The organism is Micromonospora sp. KC723 (assembly GCF_004348595.1).
Lineage (GTDB): Bacteria > Actinomycetota > Actinomycetes > Mycobacteriales > Micromonosporaceae > Micromonospora.
On sequence record NZ_SMKD01000029.1, the window covers coordinates 1 to 22,194 of the forward strand.

Here is a 22,194-nt window from a genome sequence, read left to right on the forward strand (position 1 = left end):
GCCGGTGGGAGGTCGCGGCGGACGGGGTTCTCCAGGAGCAGCCCCGAGCGCGCCAACCAGAGGTCGAGCACGGCGACCACGGTCAGCACGAGCGCCCATGCGCCGGGGCCGGTGATCCGCTCGTACGCCAGCAGCGGCACCACCGGTTGCGCGGCGAGCACGGCCGCGAAGCGGGGCGCCCGCAGGCCGGTGCCCCGGGCGTACCCGATAGCGACGCCGGCGGTGACCGCGAAGATCAGGCCGGAGTAGACCGCGCCGGAGGCGCCCCCGTTGCCGATCCGGTCCACCGTCCAGAGCGCGTACCCGGCCAGCGGCACCAGCAGCAGGCCGACCGTGGCGATGGTCTCGGCGGTGGAGGTGAGCCCCCGGCGGGCCAGCACGGGCGGGGCGAGCAGCAGCAGCACGGTGGCGACGAGCAGGATGCCCAACCGGGCCAGCGCGTCCATCGAGCTGGTGGCGACGACGGCGAAGACCACCGCGGCGACCGCGAGCAGCAGCGCGCCGAGCCCGAGCGGGATGTTCTGCACCTCCCGGGAGGACGCCTCGGGCGGGTGTTCCGGGTCGTCCGCGTCCAGCCAGGTGGCGGTGGCCCTCGGGGGCGGCGGGACGTCGTCCGGGCCGGACGGTGTGGCGCCCTGCCGGGGCACCCGCGGCGGTGCGCCGGTGGCGGCGGTCGGCGGCCGGCGGCCCGGCTTGCGGCGCAGCACCCGCCGGGGCCGGGTGGCCTGCCTGGTCCGTTCCTCCCCGGCGTGCGCGAGGATGTCCCGCTGGAAGAGGGCGGCCTGCATCTTCGCGGCGATCTGCCGCTGCTCGGCGGCGATCTGGGCGTCGCGGGCCTTCAGCTCGGCGATGGAGCGTTCGACCTCCGCCAGGTGATCCCGCCAGCGTGGCTGTTCCGTCCCGCACTGCGGGCAGCGCGCGGCCGGTGTGAACTGCCGCCCGCACGAGGGGCACTGAAAGTTCTCCACGACACCCTCCACCCGGCCGCCCGCGCACTGTGGATCCCCACTGTCGCAGCATGCCCTGACCCGGCGCGGATTTCGACACCTGGCACTGCGATTCGGGACAACAAAACGCGCCGGCCGGGAAGCGGTGCCTCCGGCCGGCGCGTCGGGACGAGGTCAGGGGCGGCCCATGCCCCGGTACTCCCAGCCGGCGTGGATCCACAGTGCCGAGTCGAGGCAGTTGCGCCCGTCGACCACCTTGCGGCCGGCGACCAGCTCGCCGAGGGCGACCGGGTCGGCGTTGCGGAAGTCAGCCCACTCGGTGAGCACGCAGATCAGGTCGGCTCCGGTGACGGCGTCGTTCATGCTGGCCTCGTAGGCCAGCTCGGGAGCCACCCGGCGGGCGTTCTCGGTGCCCTGCGGGTCGTACACGTGCACGTCGGCGCCGGCCTTCTGCAGCAGCGCGGCGACGGCGAGCGCCGGGGCGTCGCGGACGTCGTCGGTGTTGGGTTTGAAGGTGGCGCCGAGCACGGCGATCCGGGTGCCGGCGAAGTCCGGGCCGGCCGGGCCGGAGCGGCGGCCGAGCAGCTCGGCGGCGAGCTGGAGGACCCGGGTACGGCGGCGCAGGTTGATCAGGTCCACCTCGTGCAGGAAACGCAGCGCCTCGCCGGCGCCCAGCTCCTGCGCGCGGGCCTGGAACGCACGGATGTCCTTGGGCAGGCAGGCACCGCCGAAGCCGAGGCCGGCCTGGAGGAAGCGGTTGCCGATGCGCGGGTCGTACCCGATGGCGCGGGCCAGCTGGGTGACGTCGCCGCCGGAGGCCTCGCAGACCTCGGCCATCGCGTTGATGAAGGAGATCTTGGTGGCCAGGAAGGCGTTCGCGGCGACCTTGACCAGCTCGGCGGTGGCGAAGTCGGTGACCACCAGGGGGACCTCCCGGTCCTCGGTGGCGGCCAGGTCGAAGACGCCCTTGTGGGCGGCGTAGAGCATGGCGTTGGCCCACTCGCTCTTGACGCCGACCACGATCCGGTTGGGGCGCAGCACGTCGTCGACGGCGAACCCCTCCTGGAGGAACTCGGGGCTCCAGGCCACCTCGACGCCCAGGTCGGCCGGGGTGTGCTTGCCGACGAGCTGCTCCACCCACTCGGCGGTGCCGACCGGCACGGTGGACTTGCCGACGATCAGCGCCTTGCGGGTGAGGTGCTGGGCCAGGCTGGTCACCGACGCCTCGACGTACGACAGGTCGGCGCCCATGCCGTCGGCCCGCTGCGGGGTGCCCACGCAGATGAAGTGCACGTCGCCGAACTCGGCGACCTCGGCGATGTCGGTGCTGAACCGCAGCCGGCCGGCGGCCAGGTTCCGTTTGAGCAGCTCGTCCAGGCCCGGCTCGTGAATCGGCACCTCGCCGGCGTTCAGCTTGGCGATCTTGTCGGCGTCGACGTCGAAGCCGAGGACCTCGTAGCCCAGCTCGGCGTAGCAGATGGCGTACGTCGCGCCGAGGTATCCGGTGCCGAGGAAGGTGACCCGGGGCCGCGGCGCACCCGAGGGCGGCGTCACCGGGGCGATGGTGGGCACCGGCTGGATGTTCGGGTACGGGATGGTCACGCCTGTCTTCTCCGCTCGCACTGGCGGCGCTTCGCTGCGTCGCAATCGGCTGGGGCGCCAAGGCCGGGCACCGAGGGAACTTGTCGTCTGGTGTGAGGGTAGTTGTGCCGGGTCGACGCCCGTCGTGCGCGAGCCTACCCGCCGGTAGGGTCTGGTAGGACCCGGTGGCTATCCTTCAGTCTGCGGCAGTCGGCAGGCTTCGGACGCCACAGACTGCGCATGATAGCCGTGGAAGGGGTGGGCCGACATGGCCGCAGAGGAGTCGTTCGACGTCTACCGGTTGCCCGAGGAGCACGAGGCGATCCGCGCGGCGGTCCGGGAGATCTGTGCCGCGAAGGTGGCCCCCCACGCCGCCGAGGCGGACGAGACCGGCGAGTTCCCCAAGGCGTCGTACGACGCCCTGCGGGCCGCGGACTTCCACGCCCCGCACATCCCCGTCGAGTACGGCGGGGCCGGCGCGGACGCGTTGGCCACGGCGATCGTGATCGAGGAGGTGGCGCGGGCCTGTGCCTCGTCCTCGCTGATCCCGGCGGTCAACAAGCTCGGCACCATGCCGCTGATCCTGGCCGGCTCCGCCGAGCTGAAGCGGACGTACCTGACCCGGGTCGCCGCCGGCGACGCGATGTTCTCGTACTGCCTGTCCGAGCCGGAGGCGGGCAGCGACGCGGCCTCGATGACCACCCGGGCCGTCCCCGACGGCGACCACTGGGTGCTCAACGGGGTGAAGCGGTGGATCACGAACGCCGGGGTCTCCGAGTTCTACACCGTCTTTGCTGTGACGGATCCCACAGCCCGATCGAAGGGCATCTCCGCCTTCGTGGTCGAGAAGTCCGACCCGGGGGTCAGCTTCGGCGCCCCGGAGAAGAAGCTCGGCATCAAGGGCTCGCCGACCCGCGAGGTCTACCTGGACAACGTCCGGATCCCGGCGGACCGCATGATCGGCACCGAGGGTACCGGCTTCGCCACCGCGATGAAGACCCTCGACCACACCCGGGTCACCATCGCCGCGCAGGCCGTCGGCATCGCCCAGGGCGCGCTCGACTACGCCAAGGGGTACGTCCAGGAGCGCAAGCAGTTCGGCAGGGCGGTCGCGGAGTTCCAGGGCGTCCAGTTCATGCTGGCCGACATGGGCATGAAGCTGGAGGCGGCCCGGCAGTTGACCTACGCCGCCGCCGGGAAGTCCGAGCGTGGCGACGCCGACCTGACCTACTTCGGGGCGGCGGCCAAGTGCTTCGCCTCGGACGCCGCCATGGAGATCACCACCGACGCGGTGCAGTTGCTCGGCGGCTACGGATACACCCGGGACTACCCGGTCGAGCGGATGATGCGGGACGCCAAGATCACTCAGATCTACGAAGGGACGAACCAGGTCCAGCGGATCGTCATGGCGCGGCAGCTCATGAAGGGCTGACGGAAGCTGTTTCCCCCCGTTCGGGGCGGGTTGTGGTTGGTGCCGAGCAACTCCGACAACCTGGCGTACGTGGTCTACCCGGAGTCCCGGCGAGTAGAGACATGGCCGCGCACGACGCAGACACCCGGCTGCGACTGAGACGCCGAGTCGATCATCGCGCTGTCACCAGCAGGTGCTCACCGGCCGGTGGGGTTCCATGCGGACCCCACCCGCCGGTGAGCAGGAGATCAACCGGCGGGTGCGGCTCCGCCCGTGGCGTCCCGCAGCACCGTCATTGATCGGAAGGTCGGCGTACCAGGCGGGCCGTCAACGGTTCCCGCTGCTGCTCTCCGGCCGTTCGCCGTAGCGCGGCGGCGGGGCCGACCACGGCGACTCGATGCCGGCGCGCCGGGGCAGCGGCTCGGTGGGGGTGTCCGGGGTGGGGTAGCCGAGCGTGAGCGGCGCGGTGTCCGGCTCGCCGTGGCTGCCCGGTGGCGGCCAGTCGCCCAGGGTGAAGGTGTTCACCGGCGGCGCGTCGTCGGCCGGGGCCGCCGTCGCCTCGGGGGTCGCCCGCGCCGGCCAGCGCCGCCAACGCTGGACGCTGAACGTCGCCATCAGCAGCGCCAGCCCGATCAGGAACAGGGTGCCGTCGCGTACGGGCAGGCTCAGCGGCAGCGGGTCACCGAGGATCCGCCAGCCGTCGGGGATCCGGTCGAGCACGGCGAACGGCGCGACGAACATCCCGACGTACGGGGTGACCAGCAGCAGCCCGGCGACCAGCGGGCCGAGCGGTGAGACACGCAGTGTGGCGAGCAGGCCGAGCAGGACGCCGGCCACGCCGAGGTAGACGGCCGGCTCGATCAGGTTGGGCGTGCTGTACGTGCCGATCTCCACCCAGCGGTCCACGGTCCGACCTGACCCGTCCTGCCCGAGGGTGACCAGCACCCAGGTGATGGGCGCCACCACCAGACCGGCGAGGAAGCTCCAGAGATGTCGCATTGGCGCACCGTACCGTCTTCGGCATGACCGAGCACCCCTCCGCCCCGCAGGGCAAGCCCACCTCGTACTCCCGTGTCACGCTGAGTCGCATCATGACCGCAGTCGATGTCAACCTGTACGGCACCGTGCACGGCGGGGTGTTGATGAAGTTCGTCGACGACGTGGCGGGGGCCGCCGCCGCCCGGCACAGCGGCGGCACGGCGGTCACCGCCTCGATCGACGAGATCGTCTTCTCCGAGCCGGTCCGGGTCGGCGACCTCGTGCACGCGCACGCCCAGGTGAACTGGACCGGGCACACCTCGATGGAGGTCGGGGTGAAGGTCGTCTCCGAGCGGTGGGACTCGGCCGAGGACGAGCCGATCCGGGTGGCCACCGCGTACCTGGTCTTCGTCTCCGTCGACCTGGGCGGTGCGCCCCGGCCGGTCCGGCCGGTGCTGCCGGAGACGCCCGAGGACGAGCGCCGGTTCCGGGAGGCGGAGATCCGCCGGGCGCACCGGCTGGCCAAACGCCGGGCCATCCAGGCGCACCGGGCGGGCTGATCCACTGCTCGGCGGGCCGGTCACGTCCCCGCCGGCCCGCCCCGGCGCGGAGAATGGCCTGGCGAGGTAGGGCAAGATGGCGCCACGGCCCACGAACATCGCCGTCCGGGGCCGCAGGGAGGGTGGAGCAGTGGGTGACGTGCTGTGGACGCCGCCGGCGGACGTGCGCGAGCGGTCCCGGATCGGGAACTACCTGCGCTGGCTGCGCGAGCACCGGGGGCTGGACTTCGCCGACTACGACGAGCTGTGGCGCTGGTCGGTCACCGACCTCGACGCCTTCTGGCGTTCGGTCTGGGAGCACTTCGAGGTCGTCGCGCACACCCCGCCGGCGGCGACCCTGACCGAGGTCGGGATGCCCGGCACCAACTGGTTCCCCGGCGCGACACTCAACTACGCCGAGAACGTGCTGCGGATGCCGGGCCTAGCCGACGACGACCCGGTGGTGATCGCGCACGGCCAGACCCGCCCGCCGGTCACGCTGACCGCGGGCGAGCTGCGCGGGCAGGTCCGCCGGGTGGCGGCCGGGCTGCGCCGCCTCGGCGTGGTCGCCGGGGACCGGGTCGCGGCGTACGCGCCGAACATCCCGGAGACGTACGTGCTGCTGCTGGCCACGACCAGCCTCGGCGCGGTCTTCTCGTCCTGCGCCCCGGAGTTCGGCACCCGCAGCGTCACCGACCGGTGGCGGCAGATCGAGCCGAAGGTCCTGGTCGCGGTGGACGGCTACCGGTACGGCGACAAGCCGGTGGACCGGCGCGGCGAGGTGGCCGCGATCCGGGCCGCGCTGCCGACGCTGGCGCACACCGTCGGCATCCCCTACCTCGACCCGGCCGGCGCGCCGCCGGTGGGCGCCATCGCGTGGGACGAGCTGGCCGCGCCCACCGACGAGCCGGCGACCTTCACCGCGGTGCCGTTCGACCACCCGCTCTACGTGCTCTACTCCTCCGGGACCACCGGGCTGCCCAAGCCGATCGTGCACGGTCACGGGGGCGTCCTGTTGGAGCACCTGAAGATGTTGGCCCTGCACCACGACCTGGGTCCGTCCGACCGGTTCTTCTGGTTCACCACCACCGGCTGGATGATGTGGAACTTCCTGGTCTCCGGTCCGGCGGTGGGGGCGGCGATCGTGTTGTTCGACGGCGACCCGGGCCACCCCGACCTGGGGGCGCTGTGGCGGCTGGCCGCGCGGACCGGCACGACGTACTTCGGCACCTCGGCGCCGTTCCTACTGGCCTGCCGCAAGGCCGGGCTGGTGCCCCGGGAGGTCGCCGACCTCTCCGCGTTGCGCGGGGTCGGCTCGACCGGCGCGCCGCTGCCTGCCGAGGGCTTCCGCTGGGTGTACGAGAACGTCGGCGACGACCTCCAGCTCCAGTCGCTGTCCGGCGGCACGGACGTGTGCACCGGCTTCGTGGGCGGGGTTCCGCTGCTGCCGGTGCACGCCGGGGAGATCACCTGCCGGGCGCTCGGCGCCAGGGTGGAGGCCCGCTCGGCCGACGGCACCCCGGTCGTCGGGGAGCTGGGTGAGCTGGTGATCACCGCGCCGATGCCGAGCATGCCGGTGGGTTTCTGGAACGACCCGGACGGTCGCCGATACCGGGAGGCGTACTTCGAGACCTATCCGGGGGTGTGGCGGCACGGCGACTGGATCACGATCAACGACCGGGGCGGCTGCGTGATCACCGGCCGTTCGGACGCGACCTTGAACCGGGGCGGGGTCCGGCTGGGCACCGCCGAGTTCTACTCGGTGGTGGAGGGGCTGGACGAGGTCGTCGACTCGGTGGTGGTGCACCTGGAGGACGACGAGGGCGGTGCGGGGGAGCTGCTGCTCTTCGTGGTTCTCACCGACGGCCTGGCGCTCGACGACGAGCTGCGCGGGAGGATCTGCCGGGAGTTGCGGACGGCGCTGTCGCCCCGGCACGTCCCCGACGAGATCCACCAGGTTCGTGCCGTCCCGCGTACCCTCTCGGCGAAGAAGCTGGAGGTTCCGGTCAAGAAGATCCTCACCGGCGTCCCGGTCGACCGCGCCGCCGCCACGGGTGCCCTGGCCAACCCCGAGTCCCTGAACGCCTTCGCCGCCTTCGCCCAACGCCGCGCCGGGGAGTCGACCCCGGCCGCCGGGCGATGACCCACGTCGCCGGCGATCCTCGCCGTTCGCGGCATGTCGGGTGTACGGCGGGCGGAACACCGCGACCCGCCGCAAGCCGAGCCGATCATGGCAGGGGTGTGGTGGCGGGTCGGGTCGTGGCCGGGCGGACGGGGCTGGTCAGTCCAGCGTGCTGGTGACCCGCTCGTTGGCGGCGCGGGACCTCACCCGGGCCGGGTCGAGGTTGCCGCAGGGCACCACGCTCGCGCCGGCCGTCAGCGGGGCGAGCAGCCAGTCGACCGGGTCGGGATGCCGGTCGGTGTCGACCAGCAACCGGTCCCCCGGGCGTAGCCCCAGCTCCGTCGCCCGGGCCGCCGCCCGGGCCAGCAGCTCCGCGTCGCCCGGGCCACCCCGCGGGTACGGCGTGAAGTGGTCGCCGTGTCCGCGTACCTCGGTGACGAAGTCGGCGAAACCGGCCGGGACCTGGCGCATCGGCAGGGCGAACGGGTCGAGCGCGAGGGCGTACCGGTCCCCGGCCGACCAGGTGTCCGCCTCGGCGACCCGGCCGGCGGCGGCGAAGAGCACGTCCACGTCGCCCGGCGTGTCGGTCACCGTCAGCTTCGCCGACCAGCAGCCCAGCAGCACCGCGGCGGTCTGCCAGTGCGGAGGCAGCAGCACCGCGGCGGTGTCACCGGGCTGCCGGGCCAGCTCGTCGACGAGCAGGTTGGCCGTCTTGGCCACCCAGTTCGCCAGCGTCGCGCCGGACAGCTCGGTGCGCTCGCCGGTGGCGTCGTCGTACCAGGTCAGCAGGGGGCGGGTGGGGTCGGCCGCGATAGCGTCGGCGAAGACCCGGGCAATGTTGTCGGCCATCGACGCGAACGATACGCGTCCCACACGCGTACTCGATGACGATGACAAGTCGGCGTACGGTCGGGTCGCAGTCAGCGACCGCGCCGGGCACCGGCGTAGGCTTGCCCGGAGTGTTGTTCCCCACAGACCCGCCAGTTCAAGGAGTCGCCCCGTGACCGCCGGTCGCCCGCCCCGCGTGCTCATCGACGCCACGAGTGTCCCCGCCGACCGTGGCGGCGTCGGTAGATACGTCGACGGCCTGCTCGGCGCGCTCGGCAGAGTCTGCGGTTCGGCGGTCGACCTGGTGGTCGTCAGCCTCCGTACCGACCTCGAGCGCTACACCCGCATGTTGCCGGGGGCGGAGATCGTGCCCGCCCCGGCGGCCGTCGCCCACCGCCCCGCCCGGCTCGCCTGGGAGCAGACCGGCCTGCCGCTGCTCGCCCAGCAGGTCGGCGCCGAGGTGCTGCACTCGCCCTTCTACACCTGCCCGCTGCGGGCCGGCTGTCCGGTCACGGTCACCGTGCACGACGCGACCTTCTTCACCGAGCCCGAGCACTACGACAAGTCCCGCCGGACGTTCTTCCGCAGCGCGATCAAGACCTCGCTGCGCCGCGCGGACAGGGTCATCGTGCCGAGCAAGGCCACCCGGGACGAGCTGATCCGGCTCCTCGACGCCGACCCGACCCGGATCGACGTCGCCTACCACGGGGTCGACCACGCGGCGTTCCACGCGCCCAGCGAGGAGGAGAAGGCCCGGGTCCGCGCCCGGCTGGGCCTGGGCGGCAGCAGCTACGTCGCCTTCCTCGGCGCGAAGGAGCCCCGCAAGAACGTCCCCAACCTGATCCGTGGCTGGGCCCGCGCGGTGGCCGAGCGGCACGACCCGCCGGCCCTGGTGGTGGCCGGTGGCCAGGGGCACGACGACGACATCGACCGCGCGGTCGCCGAGGTCCCGTCGCACCTGCGGCTGCTGCGCCCGGGTTACCTGCGATACGCCGACCTGCCCGGATTCCTGGGCGGAGCCCTGGTCGCGGCCTACCCGTCGTACGGGGAGGGCTTCGGGCTGCCGATCCTGGAGGCGATGGCCTGCGCCGCCCCGGTGCTCACCACCCCGCGCCTGTCCCTGCCGGAGGTGGGCGGGGACGCGGTCGCCTACACCAGCGAGGACCCGGACCAGATCGCCGCCGACCTGGTCGCCCTGCTCGACGACGAGCCGCGCCGGCTCGCGCTGGCCAAGGCGGGCTTCGACCGGGCCAAGGAGTTCACCTGGGAGTCCAGCGCGGAGGTGCACATCGCCGCGTGGAGCCGGGCCCGGAGCTGAACGGTCGCGACCCCACCGCCGACCTGGCTCACCAGTTGGGCCGGTTCGGGCATGATGTGCTGATGCTCTACGCCGTCATCCCGGCGGGTGGCAGCGGCACGAGGTTGTGGCCGCTGTCCCGCGCGGGGCATCCCAAGTTCCTCCATCCGCTCACCGGCACCACGGCGTCCCTGCTCCAGGCGACCGTGAACAGGCTGGGGCCACTGGCCACACCGGAGCGGATCCTGGTCGTCACCGGGGCCGCGCACGCGGCGGCGGTCGCCCGGCAGCTGGCCGGGCTGCCCGAGGAGAACATCCTGGTGGAGCCCTCGCCCCGGGACTCCTGCGCGGCGATCGCACTGGCCGCGGCGGTGATCGCGCAACGTGACCCGGGGGCGGTGATGGGCTCCTTCGCGGCCGATCACCTGATCCGTGACGCCGACGCCTGGGTGCGGACGGTGCGCGCGGCGGTGCGCGGCGCGGAGCAGGGGCTGCTGATGACGGTGGGCATCACCCCGACCCGCGCCGAGACCGGCTACGGCTACCTGGAGACCGGGGAGCCGGTCGGCGACGGCCCGCTGCGCCGGGTGGCCGAGTTCAAGGAGAAACCGGCCGCCCCGGTCGCCGAGGCGTACCTGCGGTCCGGGCGGCACCTCTGGAACGCCAGCATGTTCGTCTGGCGGGTGGATGTCTTCCTCGCCGAGCTGGCCCGGCAGCAGCCGCTGCTGCACGCCGGGGTCACCACCATCGCCGCCGCCTGGGGCACCCCGGGGCAGGACGATGTCCTCGGCACGGTGTGGCCCACCCTGCCGAAGATCTCCGTCGACTACGCGGTGATGGAGGGCGCGGCGACCGCCGGCCGGGTGGCGACGGTGCCGGGGGACTTCGGTTGGAACGACGTCGGCGACTTCCACACCCTCGGCGAGGTGCTTCCGGCCGACGCCGCCGGCAACGTCGTGCTCGGCACCGACGCCAAACCCGGGGTGCTGCTGCACGACGCCCACGACCTGGTGGTGGTGCCACAGTCCGGCCGGCTGGTCGCCGCGCTCGGCGTGCGGGACCTGATCGTGGTGGACACCCCGGACGTGGTGCTGGTCTGCCCCCGTCAGCGGGCCCAGGACGTCAAGGCGCTGGTCGACGAGCTCAAGGAGCGCGGCGAGGAGGGCCTGGTCTGATTGGGCTCCGCGTCGGCCGTACGCCGCTGGTCGGTGGGAGGCGGCCCGGTGGGTCCCGGCGGGTCAGCCCGTACGGCGGGCCAGGGCGGCCAGGGCCGGCGCCACCAGCCGGGCCGTCGCGCCGGCCAGCGGCTCGGGCAGCCGGTCCGGAGGGAACCAGCCCAGCGCCTCGGACTCGTCGCTGACCCGCTCCACCGCGCCCGGCGGGGCGAAGACCGCGAAGCGCACGTCGTGGTGCAGCGATCCGCCCTGGCAGGCCACCGGATGGACGTCCACGTCGATCGGCACCGGGTCGATCACCAGACCGGGGATGCCCGACTCCTCGGTCGCCTCGCGCAACGCGGCCCCGGCGAGCGTCCGGTCGTCGCCTTCGCAGTGCCCGCCGAGCTGCACCCACCTGCGGAACTTGCCGTGCAGGCAGAGCAGTACCCGGGATCCGGTGGCGTCGAGCACCAGCGCGCTGGCGGTGAGGTGGCCCGGCAGGTGGCCGCGGTCCGTCGCCACCGGGCCGGCGGCCAGCAGTTCCAGGGTGCGGTCCCGTGCCGCGGCGGCGGCCTGGCTGGTCGCCGTCCAGCCGGTCAGCACCGCGACCGCGTCGGCGTGCAGCGCCGGCCGCCCGTCGGGCCCCGGATCGCCGGCCAGCGGTCCGGGGCGGGGAGCGGACGGGACGGTGGGAACGGTGGTGGGGGAGACGTCGGGCATCCCGACACTGTACGAGCACCGGTTCCCTACCCTGGCCCGGTGACCCTGCGACTCGTCGAATTCGTCGTGGCCGGCAACGAGGCCAGCGATCTGCTGCCGGTTCGTTCGCCGGCACTGCTGCGCGCCCACCGGGCCCGGCGTGGCTTCTGGACGGTGCTGGACGAGGGCCCGGTCGAGCGCTGCCTGGCCCTGCTGCTGGAACGCGGTGACGGCGAGTGGGTCGCCCACCACGTGCCGGCCGACGCCGGACCGGAGAACGGCCGCACCGAGGACGGCGAGGCGCTGGCCCACCACGACGGTTGGGTGTACGTCTTCGGCTCGCACTTCGGGTCGAAGGGCGGCCCGCTGCGTCCCCGCCGCGCCTTCGTGGCCCGGTTCCGGGAGGACGACGCGGCCACCGGCACCGTGCCGCTCCAGGTGGTACGCAACCGGTTCCGGCTGCACCGCGCGGTCAACGACGCGCTGGCGAAGGCGCCGTTCGCCCCGTTGCCTCCCGGCGCCCGGGTGCGGAACCGGTTCATCGTCGAGACGTTGGCCCGTGGCACCGCGCGGGCGAGGAGCTGGGTGACCCGGCTGGCCGAGGACGACCTGCCGCTGAATGTGGAGGCCGCCGCCTTCGCCCCGGACGGCACGGCGCTGCTCGGCCTCCGGTTCCCGGTGACCGCCGCCGGGGAGCCGATCCTGGTGGAGCTGACCGGGGTGCCGGAGATGTTCACCCACGCCGAGTGGCCCCGCGCCGGTCGGGCGTACGCGCTGACCGGGGTGACCCCGCCCGGCGCGCTGGTCGGCTTCCGGGCCGTCACGCCCACACCCGACGGCGGGTACGCGGCGGTGGTCGGGTCGATCGACGCGCTCGGCAAGGGCTCGGTGTTGTTGGACGACCACCCGGCCGGCGGCGCGGTCACCTCCCGGCACGTCCGGTTCCGCTGGGATCCGGCCACCGGGGATCATCTGATTCCCGGGGAGGTCGTGGCCGACCTGGCACCCTTTCACCACGTGGAGGGTCTGGCGGAGTGCGACGGGGTCTGCTTCTACGTCACCGACGAGGATCATCGGGTGGCGCTCTGGATGGGCTGACGGCCCGCACGCCGGCACCCGGGTGGCACCTCCGCGGAACTGAGGCCGCAGACCCTCGTGGTGCCGCCCGGCGCCGGTCGTGCCGGTGGCCCGGATGCGATGGGAACAGTGCATCGCCATGCCGGGCAGTAGGAGCATGCCAAGCGACGGCCGGGGCGTCGAGGAGTTTCAGCTTCTGCTTAAAGGCGCAGGTCAATGCCACGCGGTACAGTGCAGAGGGTCGGCGAGCCCCCCTGCCAGCCCCAGGAGCGCCCCCACGTGCTGACCATCCACTTCTCCCGGGAGGACATCCTCCGGACCCGCATCGCCCCCACGGCGGACCCGGCCTGGGAGCTGGTCCTCAGCATGCACCTGCTGCGGGGGCGCACGGTCGACCCGCTGATGGCGCACTGGCGCCGGGGCGTCGCCCGCGAACTGCGCCGCGACGTCTCCTCCGAGCGGTTGCGGCTGCTGCTGGCGCTCAATCCGCCGCGCGGGTACTTCCCCGACTTCCTGACCCCGTCCGACAGCGTGGAGGGTTTCGAGGCGGGCCTGGCCGCCGTCCGGTCCACCCCGGCGGCCCGGCTGCACCGGGATCTGACCGTCCTGGCCGGCACGAACGCCCTGCCGTCGTCGGCCGCCGCGCTGGCCCGGGGCGAGCCGGAGGTGCTGCGGCACCTCACCGACTCGATGACCCACTACCGGTCGGTGGCGCTCGAACCGTACTGGGGGCGGATCCGGGCGGCGGTGGAGGCGGACCGGACGCGTCGGGCCCGAGCCCTGCTCGACGGCGGCGTGGAGGGGCTGCTGGCCGGCCTGCGTCCGACCGTCCGCTGGGAGTCCGACCGGCTCGAGATCCACGACTACCCGAACAGCCGGGAGCTGCACCTGGAGGGTCGGGGGCTGCTGTTGGTGCCCTCGTTCTTCTGCGCGCGTACCCCGGTGGCCCTGCTCGACCCGGCACTGCCCCCGGTGCTGGTGTATCCGGTGGACCGGCTGGGCGGGCTGGTCCCGGCAGCCGGCGCGGGCACCGGGCCGGCCGGCGAGGAAACCGGCCGGGAGGCGCTCGCCGCGCTCATCGGCCGGACCCGGGCGGCGGTGCTGGAGGCCAGCGACGACGGCTGCACCACCGGGGAGATGGCCCGCCGGTTGGCCATCTCGGCCGCTGCCGCCAGCCAGCACGCCGCCGTGCTGCGCAAGGCGGGGCTGCTGGTGAGCCAGCGGGACCGCAACCGGGTGCTGCACACCCTCACCCCGCTCGGCCGGGCCATGCTCGACGCCTGACGCCGCCAGAACCCCAGCCCGGGTCAGAGCGCCAGGCAGGCGCTGGCGGTGCTGCCCTCCGGCGGCGGCAGCAGCGCCGACGGCACGCCCTCGGCGGCCAGCGCGGTCCGCAGCCGCTGCACGTCGGCGCCGAAACGCACCAGGTCGGCCGGGCCGACCGGGGTCGGCACCACACCGAGGACGAGGCCGCTGGCCTGATCCGGCCACCCGACGATCCTCCCGACCAGTCCGGCGCGTACCTCGTCGTCGGTGACATGGGTGAAGACCGTGCCGGGCGTGACCACGTCGGCCACCGCGGCGATCCCTCGGGCCACCGCCGCCGGGTCGGCCGCCACCGCGCCGGGCCCGTCGGGGAGGACGGCGGCCTCCCGTAGCCCCACCGCCTTCGCCTCGGCGGTGCCGAGGGAGAACAGGTCCATCGAGGCGTCACGGACCAGCACCGCCGCGCCGGCCCCGTCGTCGCCTCGGGTGGCACCCAGGTAGCCCCGGACCACCGCGACCGGAACCTGGTCGCACTTGCCCTTGATCAGCTCGCCGGCGCCGGCCAGTTCGTCCACCACGGCCATCTCGGTCAGGTGCAGCTCGTTGCCGTACGGGTCGATCTCGCCCCGATGGTCCCGGATCGCGGACATCCCGGCCACGCCGAGCGCGACATCGGTCAGCCCGTTGCGCCACGGCCGGCCCATCGTGTCACTGATGATCACCGCGACGTCCAGGTCGTACCGTTCCCGCAGCGCCGCCCGTAACGCCCGCGCCGAGGCGTCCGGATCGGTGGGGAGCAGCACCAGCCGGGTCTTGTCGACGTTGGACGCGTCGATCCCGGCGGAGGCCATCACGAAACCGTGGTGGGTCTGCACGATCCGCGTCGCGCCCCGGCTGGCCACCACCCGGGCCGTCTCGGCCGCCATCACCTCGTCCCGCGCCGCGAGCCGCTGCGGCCCGTCCGCCGGCACGTCGACCAGCCGTCCCTCCGCCTTCGACACGATCTTGCTGGTGACGACCAGCACGTCCCCGTCGCGCAGCCACGGCGCGGCGGTGGCGATCAGCGTCGCCAGATCGTCACCCTCGGTCACGTCGCCGATGCCCGGCACCGGCAGGATCTCCAGCCTCACACCAGCTCCAATGCGGCCCGCACCATGTCCGCCGTCGCCGCGTCGTCGGTCATCCGCAGCGGCGCGGACCGGACCGTCACCCCGGGCACCTGCGTGCCCTCGTCCTCCGGCGCGACCAGCCAGCCGTCGAGCAGGCCACCCTCGCCCCGCGCGCCGTACATCCGGCCCACGCCAACCGCGCTGCACTCCACGCCCAGCACCGACAGGCAGCGGTCGGCCATCCCGCGCACCGGGGCGCCACCGATGATCGGCGAGACGCCGACGACCGGCGCCCGCCCTCCGGTGACCGCCTCCCGCAGGCCCGGTACGGCCAGCACCGGAGCGACGCTCACCACCGGGTTGCTCGGGGCGATCAGCACCACGTCCGCCTCGGCGACGGCCTCCCGCACGCCGGGGGCGGGCGTGGCGCTCTCCGCGCCGACGAAGACGAACCGGTGGGTGGGGATGGCCGCCCGGTGGCGGATCCACCACTCCTGGAAGTGGATCGCCCGCTGGCCGCCGTCGAGGTCGACCACCACGTGGGTCTCCAGACGGTCGTCGGTGGCCGGCAGCAGGCGTACGCCGGGCTGCCAGCGGGTCGCCAACGCCTCGGTGACCTGCGACAGCGGGTACCCGGCGTGGAGCATGGTGGTCCGTACCAGGTGGGTGGCGACGTCCTTGTCGCCGAGCCCGAACCAGGTCGGTTCCGCCCCGTACGCGGCCAGTTCCGCCTTGACCGTCCAGGTCTCGCCGGCCCGGCCCCAGCCCCGTTCCGGGTCGGCTCCGCCGCCCAGGGTGTACATGACGCTGTCCAGGTCGGGGCAGACCTTCAGGCCGTGCAGGAGCAGGTCGTCTCCGACGTTCACCACGGCGGTCACCTGGGCGCCCACCTCCCGGGCGTACGCCCGGACGCCGAGCAGGAACCGGGCGCCCCCGATCCCGCCGGTCAGAACCACGATGCGCATGGCGTCCATCCTCGCGTACCCGGCACCTCCGACTCGTCGGTGGTACGGGAGACTAGGCTCACGTCGGCAACCGTCCGTCAGGACCGAGGGAGAACCCGTGACCAGCCCCGCCGAGCCGGCGCCGCACGACGCCGCGCAGGTCCGTCAACTCACCCGGCCGTTGCGCGAGCTGGCGGCGCTGGTGCTGCTCGGCGCCAACGCCGTGTTTCTCTTCGTCGGCTTCGTCGACCTGTTCACGCCGGTCAACGAGTACAGCACCTTCTCGGGCCGGGCGGGGAGCAACTTCTTCACCTTCGTCGGCATCGAGGCGACCGCCCTGCCGCTGCTGGCGGTGCTGCTCGCCACCCACGTGTCGCCGGTCGTCGGCCGGGCGAAGCAGATCACCCAGGTCGCCGTCGCCGAGTACGCCGTCAGCGCGCTGCTCGGCGCGCTGTCCTTCCTGATCTGGCTGGTCGGCCGGCTCGCCGAGGCGGAGGTGCTGCGGGCCCTGCTCGGCATGCTGACCCGGGCGGCCTGGTTCGCGGTCTTCGCGGTCTCCGCCTTCGTGGTGTACCGGATCTGGCGCACGTTCTTCCACGTCCCGAAGCCCCAGCCCCAGCCCCAGCCCGGCATGTACGGGCAACCGCAGCCGGGCTGGCCGCAACAGCCGGCCCCGGGCGGTTTCCCCACCGCCGGTTACCCGCCCCCGGGCCAGCCCGGTTACCCGGCGGCCGGCCCGTACGGCCCGCCGTCCGGCGCCGTGCCGCAGTCCGCGCCGCCGTACGGCCCGCCGTCCGCGCCGCCGTTCGGGGCCGTGCCGCAGTCCGGGCCGCCGTTCTCCGGGCCGAACACCGCGCCGCCGTTCGGGCAGCCGCCGTCGGCCGACCCGACCCAGGCCATCCCCCGGCAGCCGGGCGAGGCGGGCGGGCCCCCGGCCCCGCAGGGCGACGACAGCGACCGAACCCAGTCCTTCCGCCGGGACGACCCCCAGTCCTGATCGGGTGCCACGGGATGCCGCCCGTGGGAAACCTGCGGCATTCCGCGTCATCCGGCCCGCCGGCCCGCACCGTCTGCCGCATCCCGCGAGCGGAGCCGGGCCGGACGTGGCCGGGGCGGGCCGGCGGCCGGTGCCTCGGTCGGCGGGACGGCATAGGGTGAGCGGATGGTTGACCGCACCGAACCCGGCCCGACCGCGGCGAGCGTGCAGCGGGCGCTGCGCCGGGCGGCCACCGGGCGCGCGCTGGACGTCGAGGAGGCGACCGCGCTGCTGGCGGCCCGAGGGCCCGAGCTGGACGAGTTGCTCCGGATCGCCGGGGAGATCCGTGACGCGGGGCTGCGGGACGCCGGCCGGCCGGGCGTGGTGACGTACTCGAAGAAGGTCTTCGTCCCGCTCACCCGGCTCTGTCGGGACCGCTGCCACTACTGCACCTTCGCCACCGTGCCGCACCGGCTGCCGGCGGCCTTCCTGGAGCAGGAGGAGGTGCTGGCGATCGCCCGCGAGGGTGCGGCGCTGGGCTGCAAGGAAGCCCTGTTCACCCTCGGCGACCGGCCGGAGCTGCGCTGGCCGGCAGCCCGGCGCTGGTTGGACGAGCGGGGCTACGACTCCACTCTGGACTATCTGCGTGCCTGCGCGGTAGCGGTGCTGGAGGAGACCGGACTCCTGCCGCACCTCAACCCGGGTGTGCTCTCCTGGTCGGAGCTGCAACGGCTCAAGCCGGTGGCGCCGAGCATGGGGATGATGCTGGAGACCACCGCCACCCGACTGTGGTCGGAGCCGGGTGGGCCGCACTTCGGCTCGCCGGACAAGGAGCCCGCCGTCCGGCTGCGGGTGCTGGACGACGCCGGCCGGGTGGGGGTGCCCTTCACCACCGGCATCCTGATCGGCATCGGCGAGACCGCCGCCGAACGGGTCGACGCGATCTTCGCGATCCGCCGGGCGCACCGGGAGTACGGCCACCTCCAGGAGGTGATCGTGCAGAACTTCCGCGCGAAGCCGGACACCGCGATGCGGGGCATGCCCGACGCCGAGCTGCACGACCTGGCGGCGACGGTGGCGGTGGCCCGGGTACTGCTCGGCCCGAAGGCCCGCATCCAGGCCCCGCCGAACCTGATCGACGGGGAGTACGACCTCCTCCTGCGTGCCGGTATCGACGACTGGGGCGGGGTTTCCCCGCTGACCCCGGACCATGTCAACCCGGAGCGGCCCTGGCCGCACCTCGACGAGTTGGCCCGGCGCACCGAGAAGTCCGGCTTCACGCTGCGCGAGCGGCTGACGATCTATCCGGAGTACGTCCGGGCCGGCGATCCGTGGCTCGATCCACGCCTGTCACCGCACGTGGGGGCGCTGGCCGATCCGTCGACCGGGCTCGCCGTGGAGGAGGCCCGGCCGGTGGGTCGTCCGTGGCAGGAGCCGGAGGAGGTCTTCGGCGGCCGGGTCGACCTGCACGCCAGCATCGACACCACCGGCCGGACGGGTGACCGGCGGGGCGACTTCGACAGCGTCTACGGCGACTGGTCGGAGGTGGCCGGCAAGGTGAGCGTTCCGGTGTCCGTCTCGGGTGACCCCGACGTGCGGGCGGGCCTGCGGTTGGCGGCGGACGACCCGGCGGCCCTGCTCGCGTCCGAACACGAGGCGAAGGCACTGGCGCTCTTCGGCGCGGACGGCCCGGCGCTGGACGAGCTGTGCCGGCTCGCCGACGAGGTGCGGCGGGACACGGTCGGCGACGACGTCACCTACGTGGTCAACCGCAACATCAACTTCAGCAACGTCTGCTACGTGGGTTGCCGGTTCTGCGCCTTCGCCCAGCGGGAGCGGGACGCCGACGCGTACCGGCTCTCGGTGGAGCAGGTCGCCGACCGGGCCGCGGAGGCGTGGGAGGCCGGGGCGAGCGAGGTCTGCCTCCAGGGCGGCATCGACCCGAAGATGCCGGTGACCGGGTACGCCGACCTGGTCCGGGCGATCAAGGCGCGGGTGCCGGGGATGCACGTGCACGCGTTCTCCCCGATGGAGATCGTCACCGCCGCCGCGAAGGCCGGCGTGCCGGTGCGGGAGTGGTTGACCCGGTTGCGGGAGGCGGGGTTGGACACCATCCCCGGCACCGCCGCCGAGATTCTCGACGACGACGTGCGCTGGGTGCTCACCAAGGGCAAGCTGCCGGCCGCCGCCTGGGTCGAGGTGGTCAGCACGGCCCACGAGCTGGGCATCCGGTCCAGTTCGACGATGATGTACGGCCACGTCGACCACCCCGGCCAGTGGCTTGGGCACTTGCGGGTGCTGGCCGGGGTGCAGGACCGCACCGGTGGCTTCACCGAGTTCGTGGCCCTGCCGTTCGTACACACCAACGCGCCGATCTACCTCGCCGGCATCGCCCGGCCGGGCCCGACGTGGCGGGAGAACCGGGTGGTGCACGCGATGGCCCGGCTGCTGCTGCACGGGCGGATCGACAACATCCAGTGCTCGTGGGTGAAGCTCGGTGACGCCGGCACGGTCGCGATGCTCCAGGGCGGCTGCAACGACCTGGGCGGCACGTTGATGGAGGAGACGATCTCCCGGATGGCCGGTTCCGGCAACGGTTCGGCGCGTACGGAGGAGCAGTTGCGGGCGATCGCGGCTGCCGCGGGCCGGCCGGCACGCAAGCGGACGACCGCCTACGGTCATCGAACCGGATAGCGTCGAACCTTTCGGACGTGCGAGCCGTACCACTGTGCGCCGGCGGCGGTTGAGGCGAGGGCCGCCGCCGGCGACCTCGCGCTCCACCCCGCGTGCGCCCGCCGCGCCGCCGGAGGAAAGGTTCCCCATGACGAGTGAAGTGCGGAAGCGGCGCTGGCCGCGACTGACCCGCCGGCAGACGTTGACCGCTGCGGCGAGCGCCACCCTGGGTGCCGCCGCGCTCACCGTGACCGGTGTCTCGGCCGCGCAGAACGCCCCGTCGGCGTCGGGAAGGAAGGACGAGCCGATCGTCGTGCACCTGCGTGACGCGGCGTCCGGGACGATGGATGTCTTCGTCGGCACCTCTCGGTACGAGGTGCGCGACAGGGGGTTGGCGGACCAACTGCGCCGCGCCGCGAAGCGCTGATCATCCTCTTCGTCCTGATCCGACGCCGGCTCCCGGCGTCGGGCTCCCCGCATGCCCCACTCCGCCCTGATCCCGTAAAGGTGGTCCGCCATGTCCTCGCACCGCGAAGCACCGGAGATAAGCAAGGACCCGGTCGCCGACAGCTCCGACCTGTACGCCTTCGTCACCCCTGACCGGCCCGACACGGTGACGCTGATCGCCAACTACGTGCCGTTGCAGTTGCCCTCTGGCGGACCGAACTTCTTCGAGTTCGGCGACGACGTGCGGTACGAGATCCACATCGACAACGACGGTGACGGTCACCCCGACGTGACCTACCGTTTCGAGTTCACCACCGAGATCACCAATCCGAACAGCTTCCTCTACAACACCGGGCCGATCGACTCGCTGGACAGCAAGAACTGGAACCGTCGCCAGTTCTACCGGCTGACCCGGGTGGCCGACGGCCGGGAGCACGTGCTGGCGCACAAGCTGCCGTGCCCGCCGTGCAACGTGGGGCCGCTGTCCACCCCGAAGTACAACGATCTGGTCCGCCAGGCGACGTTCAGCCTGTCCACCGGGGAGAAGGTCTTCGCCGGGCAGCGCGCGGACGGCTTCTTCGTCGACCTGGGCGCGATCTTCGACCTGGGTACGCTCCGGCCGTTCCAGCAGCTCCACGTGGCCGGGAAGAAGATCTTCAAGGAGGCGGGCGACCCGGTCAACGCCCTGGACCGGATGAACGTCCACAGCATCGCGGTGCAGGTGCCGCTGGGTCGGGTGCGCCGCAAGGCGAACCGGTACGGCCGCGACGACCGCGCCTCGATCATCGGGGTGTGGACCACCGCGTCGCGCCAGCAGGTGAGGATCCTCGGCGACAGGGTCGCCAAGGACTCGGCGACCGGCCCGTGGACGCAGGTGTCGCGCCTCGGCAACCCGTTGTTCAACGAGGTCATCGTGCCGATGGCGCAGAAGGACCTGTGGAACACGCTGCCGCCGTCGGAGGACAAGCGCTTCGCCAGGTTCGTCGAGCAGCCGGAGCTGGCCGCCCTGCTGCCGGTGCTCTACCCGGGCGTCTTCCCGAACCTGGACAGGTTGAACAAGTCGAAGAAGGCGCGGGCCGACCTGGCGGCGATCCTGCTGACCGGCATCCCGTCCGGCCTGATCGACGGCTTCACCAACAACACCGGTGACGTGCAGGCCGACATGCTGCGGCTGAACACCGCGATCAGGCCGAGCGCGCGGGCGAACCCGCTCGGTGTGGTCGGTGGTGACCTGGCCGGCTTCCCCAACGGCCGGCGGGTGACCGACGACGTGGTGACGGTCTCCCTGCGGGCGATCGCCGGGCTCACCGTGCCGCTGGTGGACAGGAACTTCAAGCCGGACGCCGCGGCGAGCGCGGTCACCCCCGGCCTGAGCGCGGCCGACGTCACCGCGCCGTTCCTGCGTAGCTTCCCCTTCCTCGGCACGCCGTACGACGGGTTCAACAACCCGCCGGCGTCGGGTTCCTGAGCGGACGGAGCGGCCCATGCACGAGCACCACCACCACCGGTACGGGCCGACGGAGAGCGGCACCGTCATGCTCGACATCGGCGCGGACACCGGCGCGCTGATCATCTACACCGGACGCGACCAGCACGGCCGGGAGATCGAGATCAGTCGGGCCGACGAGCCCGGCGGGAAGCGGACCCACGTCGCGGTGCGCGAGCGGATCGTCCGGGACGGGGTGTTCCACAGTGCCGTCTACCCGGATCTTCCCGCCGGGCGTTATACCGTCTGGTGGGACGACGACACGCCCGCCGGGGCGATCTCCGTAACCGGTGGGGCGATCGCCGAGTTCGTCTGGCCGAGCAGCGCTCCACCTGGGCCGCGCTGATTGTCGTACCGGGTCGGAACCGACGCGCCCCGTCCACATCGTGGACGGGGCGCTCTCGGCTTTTCCGGCCTTGACAGGCGGCTCGCAGCGAACCGCGTTAACCTGTGCCCCACCGAGATCCTGATCTTGGTTGGCTGGTCCACCGGAGCCGTCGCCGGCGTGCCCCGGCGACGTCCACGGTGGCGACGCCACGGCAGAAATCTGGGGCAACTCGCCGGAGAGGGCGTTACTCGTCCGGGGTCTGAATCGATAGGGCAGGTTGCGAGGCCGGGCGACCGAAGTGGCCGTCCGGGGTGGTGTCGGGAGGGCGA

Annotated in this window: 18 protein-coding genes and 1 pseudogene; 12 read left to right on the forward strand and 7 right to left on the reverse strand. The window is 73.2% G+C overall.

Annotated elements, in window-relative coordinates:
* Positions 1–968 (reverse strand): annotated as a pseudogene (locus E1165_RS09495) (permease); the annotation flags it as partial.
* Between the two features lie 153 nt (positions 969–1,121).
* Entirely contained in the window at positions 1,122–2,549 is a 1,428-nt protein-coding gene (locus E1165_RS09500) for a UDP-glucose/GDP-mannose dehydrogenase family protein (RefSeq protein WP_132389802.1), read from the reverse strand.
* A 247-nt stretch (positions 2,550–2,796) separates the two neighbouring features.
* Here E1165_RS09500 and E1165_RS09505 point away from each other — a divergent pair, with 247 nt between their 5' ends.
* Positions 2,797–3,960 (forward strand): acyl-CoA dehydrogenase family protein, encoded by a 1,164-nt coding sequence (locus E1165_RS09505; protein WP_132389804.1) that lies wholly within the window; start codon positions 2,797–2,799, stop codon positions 3,958–3,960.
* 306 nt (positions 3,961–4,266) lie between these two features.
* Here E1165_RS09505 and E1165_RS09510 read toward each other — a convergent pair whose 3' ends face one another.
* Positions 4,267–4,938 (reverse strand): hypothetical protein, encoded by a 672-nt coding sequence (locus E1165_RS09510; protein ID WP_132389806.1) that lies wholly within the window; start codon positions 4,936–4,938, stop codon positions 4,267–4,269.
* Positions 4,939–4,961: 23 nt separating this feature from the next.
* Here E1165_RS09510 and E1165_RS09515 point away from each other — a divergent pair, with 23 nt between their 5' ends.
* Both E1165_RS09515 and E1165_RS09520 read left to right on the forward strand, forming a co-directional pair.
* Complete coding sequence (locus E1165_RS09515; RefSeq protein WP_132389808.1) at positions 4,962–5,477, forward strand: acyl-CoA thioesterase; 516 nt, start codon at positions 4,962–4,964, stop codon at positions 5,475–5,477.
* Positions 5,478–5,607: 130 nt separating this feature from the next.
* Positions 5,608–7,599 carry an acetoacetate--CoA ligase gene (locus E1165_RS09520; RefSeq protein ID WP_132389810.1) on the forward strand — a complete coding sequence of 664 codons (1,992 nt, stop codon included), beginning with the start codon at positions 5,608–5,610 and terminating at the stop codon, positions 7,597–7,599.
* A 138-nt stretch (positions 7,600–7,737) separates the two neighbouring features.
* On the opposite strand, the gene E1165_RS09525 is transcribed toward E1165_RS09520, so the two are convergent.
* On the reverse strand, positions 7,738–8,427 hold the full coding sequence (locus E1165_RS09525) for a TIGR03089 family protein (protein ID WP_132389812.1): 690 nt from the start codon (positions 8,425–8,427) through the stop codon (positions 7,738–7,740).
* 151 nt (positions 8,428–8,578) lie between these two features.
* Here E1165_RS09525 and E1165_RS09530 point away from each other — a divergent pair, with 151 nt between their 5' ends.
* Both E1165_RS09530 and E1165_RS09535 read left to right on the forward strand, forming a co-directional pair.
* Positions 8,579–9,724, forward strand: coding sequence for a glycosyltransferase family 1 protein (locus E1165_RS09530; RefSeq protein WP_132389814.1), 1,146 nt, complete (start codon positions 8,579–8,581; stop codon positions 9,722–9,724).
* Between the two features lie 62 nt (positions 9,725–9,786).
* Complete coding sequence (locus E1165_RS09535; protein ID WP_132389876.1) at positions 9,787–10,878, forward strand: mannose-1-phosphate guanylyltransferase; 1,092 nt, start codon at positions 9,787–9,789, stop codon at positions 10,876–10,878.
* 63 nt (positions 10,879–10,941) lie between these two features.
* On the opposite strand, the gene E1165_RS09540 is transcribed toward E1165_RS09535, so the two are convergent.
* A complete protein-coding gene (locus E1165_RS09540) occupies positions 10,942–11,580 on the reverse strand; it encodes an NUDIX hydrolase (RefSeq protein WP_132389816.1) in 639 nt (212 codons plus the stop codon).
* Between the two features lie 39 nt (positions 11,581–11,619).
* Between E1165_RS09540 and E1165_RS09545 the strand changes: the two genes are divergently transcribed.
* Both E1165_RS09545 and E1165_RS09550 read left to right on the forward strand, forming a co-directional pair.
* Positions 11,620–12,657: a hypothetical protein gene (locus E1165_RS09545; RefSeq protein ID WP_132389818.1), complete on the forward strand. Its 1,038-nt coding sequence runs from the start codon at positions 11,620–11,622 to the stop codon at positions 12,655–12,657.
* A 258-nt stretch (positions 12,658–12,915) separates the two neighbouring features.
* A complete protein-coding gene (locus E1165_RS09550) occupies positions 12,916–13,920 on the forward strand; it encodes a helix-turn-helix domain-containing protein (RefSeq protein WP_132389820.1) in 1,005 nt (334 codons plus the stop codon).
* A gap of 23 nt (positions 13,921–13,943) precedes the next feature.
* Here the strand turns inward: E1165_RS09550 and E1165_RS09555 are convergent, their stop codons facing one another.
* Both E1165_RS09555 and cofD read right to left on the reverse strand, forming a co-directional pair.
* Complete coding sequence (locus E1165_RS09555) at positions 13,944–15,032, reverse strand: coenzyme F420-0:L-glutamate ligase (protein ID WP_132389822.1); 1,089 nt, start codon at positions 15,030–15,032, stop codon at positions 13,944–13,946.
* Positions 15,029–15,976: a 2-phospho-L-lactate transferase gene (cofD, locus tag E1165_RS09560; protein ID WP_132389824.1), complete on the reverse strand. Its 948-nt coding sequence runs from the start codon at positions 15,974–15,976 to the stop codon at positions 15,029–15,031. The genes E1165_RS09555 and cofD overlap by 4 nt, the downstream gene beginning before the upstream one ends.
* A gap of 97 nt (positions 15,977–16,073) precedes the next feature.
* Between cofD and E1165_RS09565 the strand changes: the two genes are divergently transcribed.
* From E1165_RS09565 to E1165_RS09585, 5 genes are all read left to right on the forward strand, one after another.
* Positions 16,074–16,952 (forward strand): hypothetical protein, encoded by an 879-nt coding sequence (locus tag E1165_RS09565; RefSeq protein WP_132389826.1) that lies wholly within the window; start codon positions 16,074–16,076, stop codon positions 16,950–16,952.
* Between the two features lie 165 nt (positions 16,953–17,117).
* Entirely contained in the window at positions 17,118–19,625 is a 2,508-nt protein-coding gene (locus tag E1165_RS09570) for a bifunctional FO biosynthesis protein CofGH (protein ID WP_132389828.1), read from the forward strand.
* 127 nt (positions 19,626–19,752) lie between these two features.
* Positions 19,753–20,031, forward strand: a complete 279-nt coding sequence (locus E1165_RS09575; RefSeq protein ID WP_132389830.1) for a hypothetical protein — start codon at positions 19,753–19,755, stop codon at positions 20,029–20,031.
* 90 nt (positions 20,032–20,121) lie between these two features.
* Positions 20,122–21,519, forward strand: coding sequence for a DUF4331 domain-containing protein (locus E1165_RS09580; RefSeq protein WP_132389832.1), 1,398 nt, complete (start codon positions 20,122–20,124; stop codon positions 21,517–21,519).
* A gap of 16 nt (positions 21,520–21,535) precedes the next feature.
* Complete coding sequence (locus E1165_RS09585) at positions 21,536–21,883, forward strand: phospholipase (RefSeq protein ID WP_132389834.1); 348 nt, start codon at positions 21,536–21,538, stop codon at positions 21,881–21,883.
* Positions 21,884–22,194 lie beyond the last annotated feature (311 nt).